The organism is Minwuia thermotolerans, assembly GCF_002924445.1.
GTDB lineage: Bacteria > Pseudomonadota > Alphaproteobacteria > Minwuiales > Minwuiaceae > Minwuia > Minwuia thermotolerans.
In genome coordinates, this window is record NZ_PIGG01000026.1 from 209,403 (window position 1) to 224,622 (window position 15,220).

General features: G+C 69.0%; 21 protein-coding genes. 17 read left to right on the forward strand and 4 right to left on the reverse strand.

What is annotated here, in order from left to right; genetic code table 11:
- Positions 1-4: 4 nt before the first annotated feature.
- The 13 genes from CWC60_RS06750 (at position 5) to CWC60_RS06810 (ending at position 10,049) form a co-directional block, all read left to right on the forward strand.
- On the forward strand, positions 5-211 hold the full coding sequence (locus CWC60_RS06750; protein WP_109793221.1) for a phage head-tail joining protein: 207 nt from the start codon (positions 5-7) through the stop codon (positions 209-211).
- Between the two features lie 3 nt (positions 212-214).
- Positions 215-1,762, forward strand: coding sequence for a phage portal protein (locus CWC60_RS06755; RefSeq protein WP_109793222.1), 1,548 nt, complete (start codon positions 215-217; stop codon positions 1,760-1,762).
- Position 1,763: 1 nt separating this feature from the next.
- Entirely contained in the window at positions 1,764-2,606 is an 843-nt protein-coding gene (locus CWC60_RS06760) for a hypothetical protein (protein ID WP_109793223.1), read from the forward strand.
- A gap of 13 nt (positions 2,607-2,619) precedes the next feature.
- A complete protein-coding gene (locus CWC60_RS23865; protein ID WP_206419804.1) occupies positions 2,620-4,098 on the forward strand; it encodes a S49 family peptidase in 1,479 nt (492 codons plus the stop codon).
- Positions 4,099-4,167: 69 nt separating this feature from the next.
- Positions 4,168-4,827 carry a head decoration protein gene (locus tag CWC60_RS06770; RefSeq protein ID WP_109793224.1) on the forward strand — a complete coding sequence of 220 codons (660 nt, stop codon included), beginning with the start codon at positions 4,168-4,170 and terminating at the stop codon, positions 4,825-4,827.
- Positions 4,828-4,919: 92 nt separating this feature from the next.
- Complete coding sequence (locus tag CWC60_RS06775; protein ID WP_109793225.1) at positions 4,920-5,945, forward strand: major capsid protein; 1,026 nt, start codon at positions 4,920-4,922, stop codon at positions 5,943-5,945.
- A gap of 16 nt (positions 5,946-5,961) precedes the next feature.
- Positions 5,962-6,345 (forward strand): head-tail joining protein, encoded by a 384-nt coding sequence (locus CWC60_RS06780; RefSeq protein ID WP_109793226.1) that lies wholly within the window; start codon positions 5,962-5,964, stop codon positions 6,343-6,345.
- Positions 6,345-7,040 carry a DUF6441 family protein gene (locus CWC60_RS06785; RefSeq protein WP_109793227.1) on the forward strand — a complete coding sequence of 232 codons (696 nt, stop codon included), beginning with the start codon at positions 6,345-6,347 and terminating at the stop codon, positions 7,038-7,040. Before CWC60_RS06780 ends, CWC60_RS06785 begins: the two co-directional genes overlap by 1 nt.
- Entirely contained in the window at positions 7,027-7,476 is a 450-nt protein-coding gene (locus tag CWC60_RS06790; protein ID WP_109793228.1) for a hypothetical protein, read from the forward strand. Before CWC60_RS06785 ends, CWC60_RS06790 begins: the two co-directional genes overlap by 14 nt.
- Before the next feature lie 33 nt (positions 7,477-7,509).
- Positions 7,510-8,490 carry a phage tail tube protein gene (locus tag CWC60_RS06795; RefSeq protein WP_109793229.1) on the forward strand — a complete coding sequence of 327 codons (981 nt, stop codon included), beginning with the start codon at positions 7,510-7,512 and terminating at the stop codon, positions 8,488-8,490.
- A gap of 89 nt (positions 8,491-8,579) precedes the next feature.
- Positions 8,580-9,149 carry a hypothetical protein gene (locus CWC60_RS06800; RefSeq protein ID WP_109793230.1) on the forward strand — a complete coding sequence of 190 codons (570 nt, stop codon included), beginning with the start codon at positions 8,580-8,582 and terminating at the stop codon, positions 9,147-9,149.
- Positions 9,150-9,172: 23 nt separating this feature from the next.
- Positions 9,173-9,352 carry a DUF7697 family protein gene (locus CWC60_RS06805; RefSeq protein WP_109793231.1) on the forward strand — a complete coding sequence of 60 codons (180 nt, stop codon included), beginning with the start codon at positions 9,173-9,175 and terminating at the stop codon, positions 9,350-9,352.
- Positions 9,353-9,524: 172 nt separating this feature from the next.
- Positions 9,525-10,049 (forward strand): hypothetical protein, encoded by a 525-nt coding sequence (locus CWC60_RS06810; protein WP_109793232.1) that lies wholly within the window; start codon positions 9,525-9,527, stop codon positions 10,047-10,049.
- Here the strand turns inward: CWC60_RS06810 and CWC60_RS06815 are convergent.
- Positions 10,046-10,279, reverse strand: coding sequence for a helix-turn-helix domain-containing protein (locus CWC60_RS06815; RefSeq protein ID WP_109793233.1), 234 nt, complete (start codon positions 10,277-10,279; stop codon positions 10,046-10,048). The genes CWC60_RS06810 and CWC60_RS06815 overlap by 4 nt on opposite strands.
- A gap of 82 nt (positions 10,280-10,361) precedes the next feature.
- Between CWC60_RS06815 and CWC60_RS06820 the strand changes: the two genes are divergently transcribed.
- Entirely contained in the window at positions 10,362-11,201 is an 840-nt protein-coding gene (locus CWC60_RS06820) for a BRO-N domain-containing protein (RefSeq protein WP_206419805.1), read from the forward strand.
- Positions 11,202-11,264: 63 nt separating this feature from the next.
- The gene (locus CWC60_RS23215; protein ID WP_206419806.1) at positions 11,265-11,411 is read left to right on the forward strand and encodes a hypothetical protein; all 147 of its coding nucleotides are present in this window, start codon (positions 11,265-11,267) and stop codon (positions 11,409-11,411) included.
- Here CWC60_RS23215 and CWC60_RS06825 read toward each other — a convergent pair.
- Complete coding sequence (locus tag CWC60_RS06825) at positions 11,408-11,611, reverse strand: hypothetical protein (protein WP_109793234.1); 204 nt, start codon at positions 11,609-11,611, stop codon at positions 11,408-11,410. The two genes, CWC60_RS23215 and CWC60_RS06825, sit on opposite strands and share 4 nt — an antisense overlap.
- An 83-nt stretch (positions 11,612-11,694) precedes the next feature.
- Between CWC60_RS06825 and CWC60_RS06830 the strand changes: the two genes are divergently transcribed.
- On the forward strand, positions 11,695-12,069 hold the full coding sequence (locus tag CWC60_RS06830; RefSeq protein ID WP_109796355.1) for a hypothetical protein: 375 nt from the start codon (positions 11,695-11,697) through the stop codon (positions 12,067-12,069).
- Here CWC60_RS06830 and CWC60_RS06835 read toward each other — a convergent pair.
- Both CWC60_RS06835 and CWC60_RS06840 read right to left on the reverse strand, forming a co-directional pair.
- Positions 12,066-12,473 carry a hypothetical protein gene (locus CWC60_RS06835; protein WP_109796356.1) on the reverse strand — a complete coding sequence of 136 codons (408 nt, stop codon included), beginning with the start codon at positions 12,471-12,473 and terminating at the stop codon, positions 12,066-12,068. The two genes, CWC60_RS06830 and CWC60_RS06835, sit on opposite strands and share 4 nt — an antisense overlap.
- A gap of 9 nt (positions 12,474-12,482) precedes the next feature.
- Positions 12,483-12,866 (reverse strand): hypothetical protein, encoded by a 384-nt coding sequence (locus CWC60_RS06840; protein WP_109793237.1) that lies wholly within the window; start codon positions 12,864-12,866, stop codon positions 12,483-12,485.
- Positions 12,867-12,880: 14 nt separating this feature from the next.
- On the opposite strand from CWC60_RS06840, the gene CWC60_RS06845 reads away from it, so the two are divergent.
- Positions 12,881-15,220 carry a phage tail tape measure protein gene (locus tag CWC60_RS06845; RefSeq protein WP_109793238.1) on the forward strand — a complete coding sequence of 780 codons (2,340 nt, stop codon included), beginning with the start codon at positions 12,881-12,883 and terminating at the stop codon, positions 15,218-15,220.

A 15,220-nucleotide genomic window follows, 5' to 3' on the forward strand; every position in this document is an offset into this window, starting at 1 on the left:
GCCAATGGCCACGACCGCCGAACTCCAGGCCCGCCTCGCCGCCCTCGAGACGGCGATCGCGACCGGCGCGCTCCGCGTCACCCATGACGGGCGGACCGTCGAGTACCGCAGCCTGGCCGAGATGGAAGCCGTCGCCGCCCGGCTGAAGCGCCAGATCGGGACCACGACCCGTCACCGCCGCATCCTGCCCTATGCCGCGAAGGGGCTTTGAGCCATGTCCGTCGCCCGCACCCGCGCCCGCCTGAAGTCGCTCAAGCCCGCCGGCGTCAGGGCCATGCAGGCGAACTTCGCCCGCCCTTACGATGCCAGCTCGCGCTCGGGCCGGCTGCAGGGCTGGATGGCGTCTGCCTCCGGCCCGAACGCCGTCGCCCGGGCGAGCGTCCACGAGATGCGCCGCAAGACCCGCCAGATGGTGCGCAACAACCCCTGGGCCGCCTCGGCGATCTTGACCCAGGCCTCCGAGTGCATCGGCTCTGGCGTCAAGCCCATGTCGAAATCGCCGGACCGCAACTTCCAGAACGCCGCCCAGGAACTCTGGGCCGACTGGACGCCGGAGGCCGACGCCGACGGCCGGCTCGATCTCTACGGTCTGCAGGCCCTGGCCGCCCGGGAGATGTACGAGGCCGGCGAGATCTTCGTCCGCCGTGTCGACCGCGATCCGGCGTCCGGCCTGCTGCTGCCGCTGCAGTACCAGCTGATCGAGGCGGAGCAGGTGCCCGTCGAACTGGACCGCCTGGAGCCGAACGGCAATGTCATCCGCCAGGGCGTCGAGTTCGACCCGTCGGGCCGCCGCGTCGCCTATCACGTCTGGCGCGAGCACCCGAACGACGCCTCGATCGAGGCCCATGCGGGTGAGATCGTCCGCGTCCCGGCGGACGAGATGATCCATCTCTTCAAGCCGCTCCGCGCCGGCCAGATCCGCGGCTTGCCCAACCTCGCGCCGGTGTTGCTGAAGGCCTTCGATCTCGACGGCTACGAGGACGCCGAACTGGTGCGCAAGAAGATGGCGGCCATGTTCGCCGCCTTCATCACCACGCCCGACCCGGAGGACCGCTCGCCGCTGGAAACGGCGACCGACACGGCCGACGCCGCCGGCTCGGTGGCGACCGAGATCTCGCCGGGCACGATGGTCTATCTGGAGCCGGGCGACGAGGTGAACTTCTCCTCGCCCGCCGATGTCGGCGGCGCCTATGGCGAGTTCCTGACCTGGCAGCTCCGCGCCTTCGCCGCCGGGGCGGGCCTCTCCTACGATCAGGTCACCGGCGACCTGACCAAGGTCAACTATTCCTCGATCCGGGCCGGCACGCTGAAGCTGCGCCGCCGCATGCGCATGGACCAGCAGCAGATCATCGCCCACCAGCTCTGTCGGCCAATCTGGCGCGACGTGATCGATACCGGCGTCATGGCCGGCGAGCTGCAGGTCCGCGACTTCATCGGCAACCGCCGCGCCCATCTCCGGGTGCAGTGGATGGCCGAAGGCTGGGAATGGGTCGACCCGCAGAAGGAACAGGCCGCCGAGCAGTCGGCGGTCCGCAACGGCTTCACCAGCCGCCAGGCCGTGGTCGCGAAGCTCGGCCGCGACGTCGATGTCGTCGATCAGGAGATCCGCTCGGACAACGACCGGGCCGACCGTCTCGGCCTGGTGCTCGACACCGACCCGCGCCGGGTCTCCCGCGCCGGCCTCACCCAGGCCCGGCCGGAAGGCTCCGAGATCCCGCAGGACGAGGCGGACCGGCGGGAAGACGACGAGGCGGCGCGGTAGGATGTCGACGCTGGCTCAACGGATTGTCGAGTGCCGCCTCGATGAATATGAGGCCCTGCGGGCGAAAAAGATCGAAGCGGCCAGGTCGCGCCTTCTTCCCTTGTGGGAGGGGAACCATGTGGTCACGGCGCACCGCAGCTTGAGTGAGATCGTGGCCCGCGATGCGGAGCAGGCCGCGGCGCGCTTCGTTCTGGACGATTCGATTGCCCGCGCTCTGAGCCAGCTATTGCACGATGACGAAAGTGTCGACGCGGCCCTGCGTCATGCCCATGCACCGTCGCCCAGTACCTGGATCGAGACCGGCAAACGATCCGGCGACGGTGCGTTTGGCGTTCTCCTGGAAGCATCAGGAACGTTTCGAGAGGTTAATTTCACCGCCTTCGAGGATGGGCCGGATGGATCGATAGAGGTTGGCCTGGTCGGAGTGATGGACTTCAGCCGTATTGAAGACGGTCAAATTCAATTAATTGACTTTAAAGATGAAGAACTGGCCACTCAGACCACCGGCTTTATCATTGCAACCTGCGCCTTCCTGAGTATTCCGGGCGCTGTGGAGCGGACGGGGTGGCACTATTCGCCGGCCCAACAGAAGAAGCGAATGAAAGCCCGCCGCCCGCCGCTGCTGAGCTTCAACAAGGTGACCCTGCGCCTGCCGCGGAAGTCGGGGACAAGCAGGGGCGCGTCGTGTGACGCGGCGGGCCCCGTCCGCCGTCACCAGGTGATGGGGCATCACCGCGTTCTGGATCGCAACACGCGTTCGGAGCGACTGACCTGGGTGATTCCGCACTGGCGCGGCGATGCCGCCGCCGGCGTCGTGCTCAAGGAACGCACGATCTCGACCTGACAGGAGTGTCGCTATGAATTTCGCCGGCCGGGACTTCAGCCTGGACGCCATCCAGGCGCGCCTGTTCAACACGCCGCTGCTGATCAGCCAGGCCAAGCTCGACGCCATCATGGGCGTCGTCGGCCCGCGCCTCGACGTGGTCCGGCTGGTGACGCCGGCGGGCGTGCTGGGGCCGGTCGAGATGACGGCGGAGGCGAAGGCGGAGCGCGTCCGCGTCGGCGCCAGCCGCTATGGCGACGCCGCCCGACAGCGCATCTTCCAGCTCGCCGACGGCGTCGCCGTGATCCCGGTGCGCGGCACGCTGGTGCAGCGCAACGGCCTCGACCCGTATTCGGGCATGACCGGCTATGACGGCATCTGGCGCAAGATCGACGCCGCCGAAGCGGACCCGGAAGTCCGCGGCATCGTCCTCGACATTGACAGCCCGGGCGGTGAGGTCGCCGGCTGTTTCGACCTGGCCGACCGCATCGCCGGGGTGGAAAAGCCGACCCGCGCCATCCTGACCGAGATGGCCTGCTCAGCAGCCTATGCGCTGGCCGCCGCGTGCGACGACATCTGGATCCCGCGCACCGGCATGGCCGGCTCCATCGGCGTGGTCGCCATGCACGTCGACTACTCGGCGGCGCTGGCCGACGCCGGCATCGAGGTCACGCTGATCTTCGCCGGCGCCCACAAGGTCGACGGCAACCCCTACGAGCCGCTGCCGGACGGCGTGGCCGACGAGCTGCAGGCGGAGATCGACGATCTCTACCGGCTGTTCGCCGAGGCCGTGGCGCCGCGCCGCGGCCTGAAAACGGACGCCGTCATGGCGCTCGAATCCCGTGCGCTCGCCGCGGCCAAGGCGCTGGAGGCCGGTCTGGTCGACCGGGTCGCCAGCCCGCCCGAGGCGATGGACGATTTCCGCGACCAGCTGAAGGGCGACGACGGCGCGCCCGGGTCCGCGGTCTCTCAGGCCGCCGTCATGACGAAGGGAGCTGCAGCCATGAAGGGCAACAGGCGCCGCGCCGGGGCCAACCCGGAAGACAACACCGAGGCCGAGGACCGCGACGAGGAAAAGGTCGCCGAAGACCGCGAGGACGAGAAGGCAAAGAAGGCCGAGGACGACGATCCCGACGACCGCGCCGCCGAGGATGACGAGGACGGCGAGGAGAAGGACCCCGCTGCCGAGGACGAGGACGGCGACGACAAGCCCGCCGCGAAACGCGGGGGCAAGGTGGTCGACATGAAGGGCCGCCAGCCCGACGGCCGCGCCGTCGCCACGGCGATCGCCGAGACCTGCGAACTGGCCGGCTGCCCCGAACGCACCCGCGCCTTCCTGGCCTCGAAGGTAAGCCTCGCCGAGGTGCGCCAGACCCTGCTCGCCGAACGCGCTGACCGTCAGGCGGCCTCCGGCGTCAGCACCGCCCATGGCGGCGGCCTGCCGTCCTCTGCCGCGAAGCCGGGCGAGGGCCTGGTGAAGGCACACCAGCGGCTGGGCAACCGCCGCTTCTGACCCCGAACGCCGGACCGGCGGGTCCGTTCCGAAACACGCAATTCCGAGAAGCATGAAAGGAACCAGGTCATGAGCCTGAAAACCGAGACCCGGCATGCCGGGGAATTCATCGTCTCCGAGGCGAACGGCGCCCGTTCGCGCGAGGCCATCGTCATCTCCTCGGCCGTCGCCGCCGTGCTCTACGCCGGCACCGTGCTGGGCATGGTCGCCGTCGACACCGCCGACCTCACCGCCGCGGCGGTCGCCGGCAACACCGGCAATGGCGGCATCACGCTGGGCGATCCCGAGTTCGCGGCCGGCGTGAAGGCCGGCGTCTACCGCATCACCTGCATCGAGGCGGCGACCGATGGCGGCACCTTCTCGGTCGAGGATCCGGACGGCGTCGAGATCGGCGTCGCCGAGGTCGGCACGGAGTTCGATGGCGAGGTGGTGTTCACGATCGCCGACGGCGGCACCGACTTCGCCGCCGGCGACGCCTTCACCATCACCGTTGCCGAGGGGTCGGGCAAGTATGTCGTCTATGACCCGACCAATGACGACGGCAGCCAGACGGCGGCGGCGATCCTTTACGAGGAAGCCGACGCCACCTCTGCCGACGCCGATGCGGTCGCTCTCGTCCGCGATGCCGAGGTGAACGCGGAAGAGCTCACCTGGTTCGACGGCGCCAATGCCGGCCAGAAGGCGACCGGCCTGGCCGAACTGGCGCTCAAGGGCGTCGTCGGCCGCTAGGCCTGCCCCGGACCTGAACCGGGGTTTCCACCACCACCACCGAACGGAAACCACGCGGCGGTCTTCCCGTCCGCGAACCAAGGAGAATTGCCATGGCAGACATGGATGTCTTCAAGGCCGACGGGTTCTCGATGATCTCGATGACCGCGGCCATCAACGCGCAGGAGTTCCTGCCGTCCTTCCTGGGCGACCTCGGCCTGTTCGAGCCGAAGCCGATCCGGACCGAGAAGTTCGAGATCGAGTCCTATGACGGCGTGCTCACTCTGATCCAGTCCGATCAGCGCGGTGCACCGATCTCCGAGCAGAAGCGCGAACTGCGCAAGGTCCGTGACTTCCGCACCGTGCGCCTGGCCCGGGGTGATACCATCCAGGCCTCCGAGATCCAGAACATCCGCGCCTTCGGCCAGGAATCCGAGCTGATGCAGGTGGAGGCGGAGGTCGCGCGCCGGCAGATGAAGCTGAAGCGCGATCTGGAACTGACCTGGGAGAACATGCGCCTGGGCGCGGTCCAGGGCATCGTCACCGATGCCGACGCCTCGACGATCTACAACTTCTTCACCGAGTTCGGCGTCTCTCAGCCGTCCGAGATCGACTTCGATCTCGACAACGCGTCCCCGGCCTCCGGCGCGGTGCGGAAGAAGTGCTCCGAGGTGGTCCGGGCCATGGCCCGGGCGGCGGCGGGCGTCTGGATCGAGGGCCGGACCTATCCCATGGGTCTCTGCGGCGACGCCTTCTGGGACGATCTCACCGGTCACTCCGAGGTCCGCGAGACCTATCTGCAGACGCAGCAGGCGGCGGACCTCCGCCAGGGCAACGCCTTCGAGAGCTTCCGCTATGGCGGCATCACCTGGGTGAACTATCGCGGCACCGACGACAACTCCAAGGTCGCGGTCGGCACCGACAAGGCCAAGTTCTTCCCGGTCGAAGCGCCGGGGGCCTTCGAGGTCGCCTTCTCGCCGGCGGAGAGCTTCGACTTCGTCAACACGCCGGGCCTGCCGTTCTACTCCTGGCCGGTCTGGGACCGGGACCGGAACATGTGGGTGCGGATCGAGATGGCGTCCTACCCGATGTTCTATCCGACCCGCCCGAAGATGCTGCAGCGCGCCAAGCGCACCTGACCGGAGCCCGGGACCGATGACGGACGCCTTCGCCGCTGCCATGGCCACGATCTTCCGGGACCCGAATATCGGCGTCTCGGCTGTGGTCTGGCCGGCGGCGGCGTCCGTTCTCGACGCCTGGGATGGTGTCGGCGAGCCCGACCTTGGCGATGCCGGGGCCGCGCTCGCCGTTCGCGCCGCGCTGTCGACGCCCGACAGCTCCGGCGACCTCTACGGTCTGGGCGTGGTGCGCGAAGCACCGCTGGCCGACATCCCGGTCGAGGATGCGCCGGCCCTCGCCGCGGCCGACGTTCTCCAGATCGGCTCGACATATTACGCCCTGGCCGAAGCGCCCCGGCGGGACGCCCTGGGGCTCGTCTGGCGTGCGCCGCTGCGCGCCGGCCGCGTGGCGTCCGCCTGATGCGCCTCGAAGCCGCCATCCGGGGCGACCTGAAGAAGATCGTCTCCGCCGAGGTTCGCCAGGCCCGCCGGGCGATCAACGCCGGCATGCGCGAGGCGGGCAAGGGGCTCCGCGACGATATGAAGGCCCATGTCCGCCAGGCGGGCCTGGGCAAGTTCGCGACCCGCTGGGTCTTCCGGGTCAACCGCCCGCGGGAGCCGATGGACATGTCCGTCGCCGTCTTCCCGCGCGGCACGGCGACCCGGACCATCATCGGCGCCTTCGATACCGGCGGCATCATCCGCCCGAAACAGGGGCGCTATCTCGCCATCCCGACCGACTTCAACCGCAAGGACGGCCGGCGCGGCGGCAAGGTCCTGAAGCAGATCGACGAGCTGGACGACGCCTTCGTGCAGCGCAGCCGGTCGGGGACGCTGATCGTCTTCAGTCGGGTCCGGCTCGCCCAGGAAAAGATGCAGGACAAGGTCCGCGTCCGCGACCTGGCCTTTGCCGAGGGCCGGCTTCTCGGCTCCGGCCGGCGCCGGCGGACGCACGAGTTCCTGGCCGCGGGGATCGTGCCGATGTTCGTGCTCAAGCCCTCGGTCCGCATGCCGAAGCGCCTCGATCTCGACCGGGTCAAGCGGCCCTGGGACGCGAAGCTGCCGCGGCTGATCGTCGAGCACTGGGAGAAGGAAAGCCGCCGTGCCCGAACCTGATCCGAGCCCTCGCGAGACCGCCCTCACGGCACTCGCTGCCGCCGTTGCTGCGGCCCTGCCGGAGGCCGACGTCCGCCGCAACGAACCCGGGCGGCAGCGGATCCCGGCCGGCGGGCTGGTGAGTGTCAATGATGGCGACCCGGGCAATCCGGAAGTCTCGCTCTCGCCGCCGCGCTACTGGTTCCGCCACCGTGCCGAGATCGTGGTGGTGGTCGAAGGCTACGCCGCCGCCGCCCGCGCCACGGCGACCGATCGGGCGGTCTCGAAGATCACCGCCGCGCTGGAGGCTGACCCGACGCTCTCGGGCGCCGTCGAATATGCCGAGGCCGGCGCGCCGAAGTCCGAGGATCTCGCCGACGAGGAGGGCGGGACGCCGCTCCGCGGCGTCAGCCTGCCCGTGGTCCTCGACTACCAGAGTTCATCGGCGGCCGGATAGGCCGCGCCCTCAAACGTTGAAGGGAGACAAGCCATGTCGGAGATCCGCGCCCGCGGCCTGGGCCTGAAGGTCCTCGCCGCTTTCGAGAGCGCCTTCGGGACCAAGGTCGACGGTTCCGGCGGCGGGGTCTACACCCAGCTGCCCGTCGGCGCCTATTCGCTCGGCAAGTCGAAAGCGCTCAACCGGGAGCCCGTCCTGCACGGCGGCCGGGACATGAACGACCCCTATTACGAGGCCCAGGAGGTCTCCGGCCAGGTCCGCGTGCCCATCGACCAGGACGCTATCGGCTTCTGGCTGAAGCTGATGGCCGGCGCGCCCGACACCACCGACAATGTCGGCGACTATACCCATGTCTTCACCTTCGGCGCCGAGGCCCTGCCATCCATGTCCATCGACGCCGGCCATGCGCGCCTGGCGACGGCGAAGCACTTCCTCCATACCGGCGTCAAGGCGAACGCCATGAGCTTCGAGAGCGGCCGCGGCGGGCAGGCCTGGGCGACGCTGGACCTGGTGGCCCAGGACGAGGCGGAGGCCAGCTCGGCCGAGGACGCCACGCCGGCCACCGATCACATCCTGGTGCCCAAGGCCTTCCTCAAGCGCCGGGGCGTGATGACGCTGGGCGGCTCGGCCATCGGCTCGCTGATGGGCTGGTCCATGTCGGTCGCCAACAACCTGGAAGCGATCGAGGCGATCCGCGCCGACGGCCTGATTGAGGGCCTGGACGAGGGCGAGGTCGCGGTGACCGGCGACATCACCGTCCGCTTCTCGACCGCGACGGACGTCCAGACGCCGGGCAAGAACGAAACCCCGGTGGCGCTGCAGATGAAGTACGACAACGCCGCCGCCGACCGCTCGCTCATCATCGACGTGCCCCGGGCCTTCCTGCCGCAGGTCAAGCGGGAGGTCGACGGCCCCGACGGCGTCGAGGTGACCTATTCCTGGGCCGCCGCCCTGGACAGCGCCGACGGCTACGCGGCCCAGGCGACCCTGCTCAACACCGTCGCCAGCTACTGATCCGCCGCCCGCGGGGCGTAACGGCTACGGCCTTACCGGGCGGCCCGCCGGCCCGGATGCTGGCGGCGAGAGAAACGAAAGGAGCGGCGATGATCCGACTGACCCTGCCCGACGAACCCTACTGGATCGATCTCGGCGACGGCGTCGCGGTCCGGGTGCGGCCCTGCGACACCCGCGCCTACCAGACCGCGCGCTCGGCGTCGCGCATGGCGGCGTCGGAAGCGCTGGCCGCGATCGAGACCGTCGAGAGCCATGGCGGCTCGATCGCGGATCTCGACCTCACCGACCGCGCCGAGATCGAGGGGCTGTCGCAGCAGGTCTTCGTCCAGGCCCTGGCCCGGGCGGCGATCGTCGACTGGCGCGGCGTGGTCGACGACGAGGACCGGCCGCTGGCGCTGACGCCCGAGCGCGCCGCCGAGCTGATGAGGTTTCACGATATCGCCGAGCGCTTCCTCGACGAATACGGCATGCCCTATGAACGGCGGTTCTCGGAGGGAAACGCATCCGGGCCCTCGGCCGCTGGCATTTCGGCGGAGGGCCCGACTACTGCGCCGGATGCCGCGAAGCCGGATCGCCCTGCGCCGGCGGACGGCGCGGGGGAAACGGACGGCGATGCCCCTACCGGGCCTGCCAGCCGCGATCGGAAGAAGGCGCACTGATCTGGTCCCTGGCCGACCGGCTGATGGGCCAGGTCCGCACCGCCGGCATGGGCGCGGCGGCTATCGGCCTCGACATGGCCGCGGCGCTGCGCCTGGCCGAGGCGGAGGGCGTCCAGCCCTCGATCGCCAGCCACCTGCTGGCTCAACTCGAGGCCGGCCTGGTCGCCGGCTGGAACGAACGCATCAAGGCGCGGGAGGGGTAGAGGTTATTTTCCTTTTTTGCCGGCGTCGCTCGGCTTTTTCGGGGGGCGTGGTGCTGGCCGCCGGGTTCCTTCATTGACGGGCTTGCGACCGCCTGAATCCCCGCTTTTGGTTCCTGTGCTTGGCTTCTTGACCATGTCGAGCGTTCCCCTTCCTGTGATAGGATGATCGACGATGAACCAGATCGGCTACAGCGCGGCCTCCGCCGAAATCCTGCGAGAGATTATCCGGCAGGCCGAGATCAAGTTGCAAGCCCAGCTCCAGGCGGCCCTGGCCGCCGACAGCCGGGCGCTGGGCGTCGCTGCGGCCATGGCGACGATCGCGGCCTTGCTGATGGGCGGCGCGGCGGCCGTGTTCCAGTCGGCAACGGCCCCCGCGGCGCTGGCCTGGATCGGCGTCTGGGTTGCGGGGATACTGCTCTTCGCGGGCACCCTCGCCGTTGTGTCCGCCCGCGCGATCGGTTTCGATTTTCCAGGATCAGAGCCGTCCGCCTGGGAAGATGACATCGGCAACGCGAGCACGCTGAAGCAGTCGCTGGGCGACATGGCGGATCATTACGACACGATGATCGCGGACAATGCGCGGCGCATGAAACGCGCGGGGTGGATATTCAACGCGTCGCTGATCGCCGCCGGTCTCGATCTGGCCGGCGGCATCGTCTGCGTTGTCCGCCTTCTGGCGCCAGCATCCGGGGGTTAGCCCTTCTTCAACCGAACCCCGGGGCCGGAGCCATTGCCGTCGATGAACTCGACGCCGGCGTCTTCGAGGGCGCGGCGGATCGCGGAGAGGGTCGAGCGGATCGGCTGCCGGGCACCGCGCTCGAAATCGACAATAGTGCGCACCGCAACTTCTGCATCGGTGGCGAGTTGGTTGCGGGACCAGTTGAGTAGCGCACGAGCTGCGCGGCACTGAGCGGCATCAATAGACATGTAAAAATGAACCTTGCATGATTTATGCGCAACATGTAGTGTTGCATGAATTATGTCGATGTGACGCTTCGGAGGCAACGCAATGATGATGCAGAATCTTGCGACGTTCGAGTTCGAGGAGATCATGGTCCGGGCGACCGAGATCGACGGCGCGCCATGGTTCGTCCTGGTCGACGTCTGCCGGGCGCTGGAGATTTCCAACTCGCGGGATGCGGCCCGCCGGCTGGACGAGGACGAGAAGGGTGTCGCTTTTTCCGACACCCTGCCCGGGCAGCCCGCACGCGGCGGCCGGCAGGAACTCACCATCATCAGCGAGAGCGGCATGTACACGCTTGTCCTCCGCGCCAACGGCGCGACCAAGCCGGGTACGGTCGCGAACCGCTTCAAGAACTGGGTCACGCGCGAAGTCCTGCCGGCGCTGCGCCGCACCGGCCGCTACGAGATCGCCGCGCCGGCCCCCGCCGACGACGACCCGGCCGATTGCCTCGACCCGCTGGACCGCATCGGCATGGACAAGGTCAATGGCTGGATCGGGCTGGTGCGGGAGGCGCGTATGGTCGGCGGCCGCGCCGCCGGCCTCGCCATCTGGCGCACCTCGCCCCTGCCGCAGTTCCCGGCGACGCCGGCGGAGGCGGTCTCGGGGGTTGTGGCGGACGCGGGCGACGACGCCTGTACCGAATTCCTGGAAACCGAGATCGTCGCCGAGCGCGGCGCGGAGGTGCCCAAGAATGCCGTCTATGACAGCTATTGCGCCTTCGCCAGGGCGCGGGGCGAGATGCCGCTGTCGCGGACGGCCTTCGGCATGCGGCTGGGTCGCCGGCACCCGATCGGCACCGTCCGACGGGGAAGCGGCGGCGGCGGTGCGCGCTTCTGGGCCTATCGCGGTGTGCGGCTGTGCAAGCTGCTGGAGGACGCGGCATGATCAATCACGACAGCCTAGGAGGCCACCATGAGCTCTTTCGTTGCCCGACGGACAGCCCTCGAATTGGCGATGCAGTACAGCCGCAACGCCTCGATCGAGGATCAACTGGAGAAGGCAGAGAAAATCCATGCCTTCCTCGTCAAGCGCGCCCCGCCGCCGCGCGAAGATGGGGCGGGGGAGCCGGCGGCATCACAGGAGGCGGGCGACTAACGGCTTCGCGGATTGGCGATGAGTTTGGCGAACGCCGCGTACTTGTCAGCAATCCACTCGAAATCGGCGCTGAGATGGCCGTCATCATTGACCTTGCCTTCAGCCCGTCCGACCGCAAGCATCATGGCGTAGGCCACGGCTTGGGCGGAATCGCCCGTGACGTGGACATCCGGAAGCGGGAACCCATTGCTCATCGTCATTCTCCTTTTCCCCGTGTGAAGCCCGGCATGCTAGCGCGGCGATGGCGTTCGGTCACCGCCTGCCGGTTGCAGGGGAGGGCGGCATGATCCGTCTCGCCGCTGCCGGGGACTGGTGGATCGATTTCGGCGACGGGCTGCGGCTCCGGGTCCGCCGCGCGTCCACCGGCGACCTGGCGGCGGCGCGGCTGGCCGCGGCGATGGCGGCCGACAATCACTGCGACCCGCCGGCCCGGGAGGGCGCGGCGGCGGAAATGTGGGCCGTGGCGCTGGGCCAGCGGCTGATCCTCGACTGGGAGGGGGTGCTCGGCCCCGACGACGAACCCGCCCCGGCTGATGCGGCGAACGTGGCGGAACTGCTGAGCTATCCCGACATCGCCGAGCGTTTCCTCGACGAGATCGCCGCGCCCTGGCCGGGCCTGCCGCCCGCTCCGGCGCTTCGGCTGGCGGCGACGGGTTAGTGGGTTTCGAGCCAGTCGATCAGGTGGCGGGTGACCGGCACCTTCTCGCCGGTCTCGACGTCGATGGCGTTGCGGACGTTGTAGAGGTTGAAGTGCCGCCAGTCCCGGCGGCCATGACACCAGGCGCGGACATATTTCGGGTACTTGGCGCCGTGCAGCGAGCGGACGGTGATGCGCCGCTTCGAGGTCCGGCCATTCCGGTCCTCGTACCAGATGTCCCATTCGGCATCGAGATTGCCGAGCAGCGTGGGTCCGGCATCGAAACTGCCGGAGTAGGGCGGGACGGGCACCCTCGATGGCGGGTCTGATGCTGGCTGTGTCGGAAGCGGTCGCCGCTTCTGAAGGATGATGATGACGACGATCCCGGCTGCGACGACGCCAGCTATGGCAAGTAGGAACTCCATGGCCCGCGATCAGAGCCGCGGCTCTTTCTCTCCCATTCGGAGGAATCGGGCCGCTGGGTCGTCTGCATCGTCCCTCGAAGATCCTGGTGACGTCGGTCGGGGGCGCGACCTGTCGCGCCGAGCGCCGTCACTGTTCGCCGCCGCCGCGGCGCGACCAACTGATTTGGCCATGCGGTCAGCGGTTTCCTGCCGTTGGTACTCGGTATCGCCGGCCGCGATCAGCAACATGACAGTGAAATAGGGCGACAGCAGCAAGCTGATGCCGAACCAGTTTGTGCCGTCCCGGCCTCTCTGGGATGCGGCCCAGGCGACCGCAAACGCGCCGGCGATCCACGTCACGACGATCACCAGCAAGCTAATACCACCTACGGTTTCAGCAAATCCGGCCATCATTCGGAGTTCCCCTCATGGTTGAACGCGACGTCACGATCCGCCTTCGTCTGAAGGATGGCGAGAAGGTCGAGAACCGGCTGAAGAAGCTGGGCGTCGGCGGTCAGCGGGCGCTGGCGAAGATCGAGCGTTCCTCGAAGCCGGCGTCGAAGTCCCTGCTGGCGCTGAACGCCGCCTCGGGCCGGGTGCAGCTCGGCATGGGTGCGCTGGCCGGACGCGCCGGTGGCCTCGGCAATGCGCTGGGCGCCCTCGGTCCCGCCGGCCTCGGCGTCGGCGCGGCCATGGGAACGGCGGCGCTGGCCATGAACATGGCGATCCGCGCCGCCCGGGAGGCGGTGGTCCAGTTCTCCGACCTCGCCAACACCGCCGACAAGTTGGGCGTCACGGTCGAGAGCCTGCAGGAACTGCGCTTCGCCGCCGAGCAGGTCGGCGTCTCCAGCCAGACCATGGATCTGGCGATGCAGCGCTTCACCCGCCGCCTGGCGGAGGCGCAGCAGGGCGCGGGCGAGCTGAAGCCGATCCTCGATCAATACAACATCGCTATCCGCGACGCCGAGGGGAACAGCCGCTCGGCGGCGGAAGTCCTGGGCGACCTGGCCGACGCCGCCGCCGGCGCGGAGAAGCCACAGGAACGGCTCCGCATCGCCTTCAAGGCCTTCGATTCGGAGGGCGCGGCGCTGGTCAACCTGCTGCGCCAGGGCCGCGAGGGACTGGAGGGCTATGCGGCCCAGGCGCGCGCGACCGGCGCGGTGGTCGAGGACCATATCGTCCAGAAGGCGCGCGACACGGGCGACGAGCTGAACCGTCTCGATCAGCAGAACCGGGCGCTGATGAGCCAGATCGGCGTCTTCTTCGCCGATTGGCACGTCACCTTCGTCAAGGTGAAGAACGAGGTGCTGGCGGCCATCAACGATATTCTCGATCTCTTCCGGGATCTCGACGAGCTGTCATCCTCCGGCATCCGCTCCGAGATGGATGATATCGACCAGCGCCTTGGCCGCTGGCGCGAGCGGCTGGAGGCGGTGACCACGTCGCTCAGCCACGTCTCCCCGGCCGAGAGGGCCCGGGCCGAGGCGGTGCTGGAGGGCCGCGGCGGTTCGATGCTGCAGAACTCGAACGACCAGACGCTGCGCCTTCTCAAGCAGCAGGCGGTCCTCGAAGAGAAGATCGCCGAGGATATGGCGCGCCGCGCCGATCTGCAGGCCCGCCTCGACGAACTGGCCGTCGACCGGAGGGACCGCGAAGACAGCGTCGCCGGCGGCGGGACCGGGGTCGATGTCGACTCGTCGGCCGAGACCGACAAGGTTGCCGACGTGATCAAGGGGCTGGAGGATCGCCTCCAGGTCATGCGGCTGGAGGCCAAGGGCGCGGCGGGCGAACTCGCCGCCGCCCAGGCCCGGTCGCTGCAGCAGGCCGGCTTGTTCGGCGCCGCCGATACGGACGCCAGGGCGCAGAAGATCCGCGACCTGGTTGCCGCCATGCGGTCCATGACCGAGGAAGAACAGCGCCTCAAGCAGGTCGAGCAGGATCGCGCCGCCCTGATCGACCGCTACACGACCGCCGAGGAGCGCCGCCAGAAGCTGCTGGCCGATGCGCCGGCCCTGCTCAAGGGCGCGAAGCAGGCCGAGGAGATCCTCGCGCGCATCCGCAAGGACGTGGAGCGGGAGCGCCTCGACGCCGCCACCGACTTCTCGTCCGGCGTGAAGCGCGCCTTCCGCGACATGGCGGCCGATGCGGAGGACGCCGCCTCGGTTGCCGAGGACGCCATCAAGAGCGGTATGTCGGGCGCGCAGGACGCGATCAAGGGCTTCGTGCGCACCGGCAAGCTGGACCTCGCCAGCCTGGGCGACGTCGCCCTCGACATCTTCGCCGACATCGCCGCGCAGCAGGCGACGACCCGGCTGATCAATCCCTTCCTTTCTTCGATCGGTCTCTTCGCCGCGGACGGCGCGGTGCTGAGCGGCGGCCGGGTGATCCCGCATTCGCGGGGCGGGCTGGTCGACGGCCCGACCTTCTTCCCCATGGCCCGGGGCAATATCGGTGTCATGGGCGAAGCGGGGCCGGAAGCCATCATGCCGCTGGAGCGCACCCGTGACGGCGCGCTGGGCGTCCGCGCCCTGCTCGACGCCGGACCCGCGGCGCCTTCCGCCGCCGGCCCGCGCATCGTCTTCGCGCCGGTGATCCAGATCGGCGGCGGCCAGGGCGGCGACCCGCGCCGCGACCGGGAGCTGGCCGACACCATCGCCGACCGCCTGCGCCGGGAGTTCGAGAACATGATCGACGAACGGGTCGCCGACAATCTCCGCCCGGGCGGGATGCTCTCGCCCTTCGGCGACACCGGCAGGTTCGGCTACTGA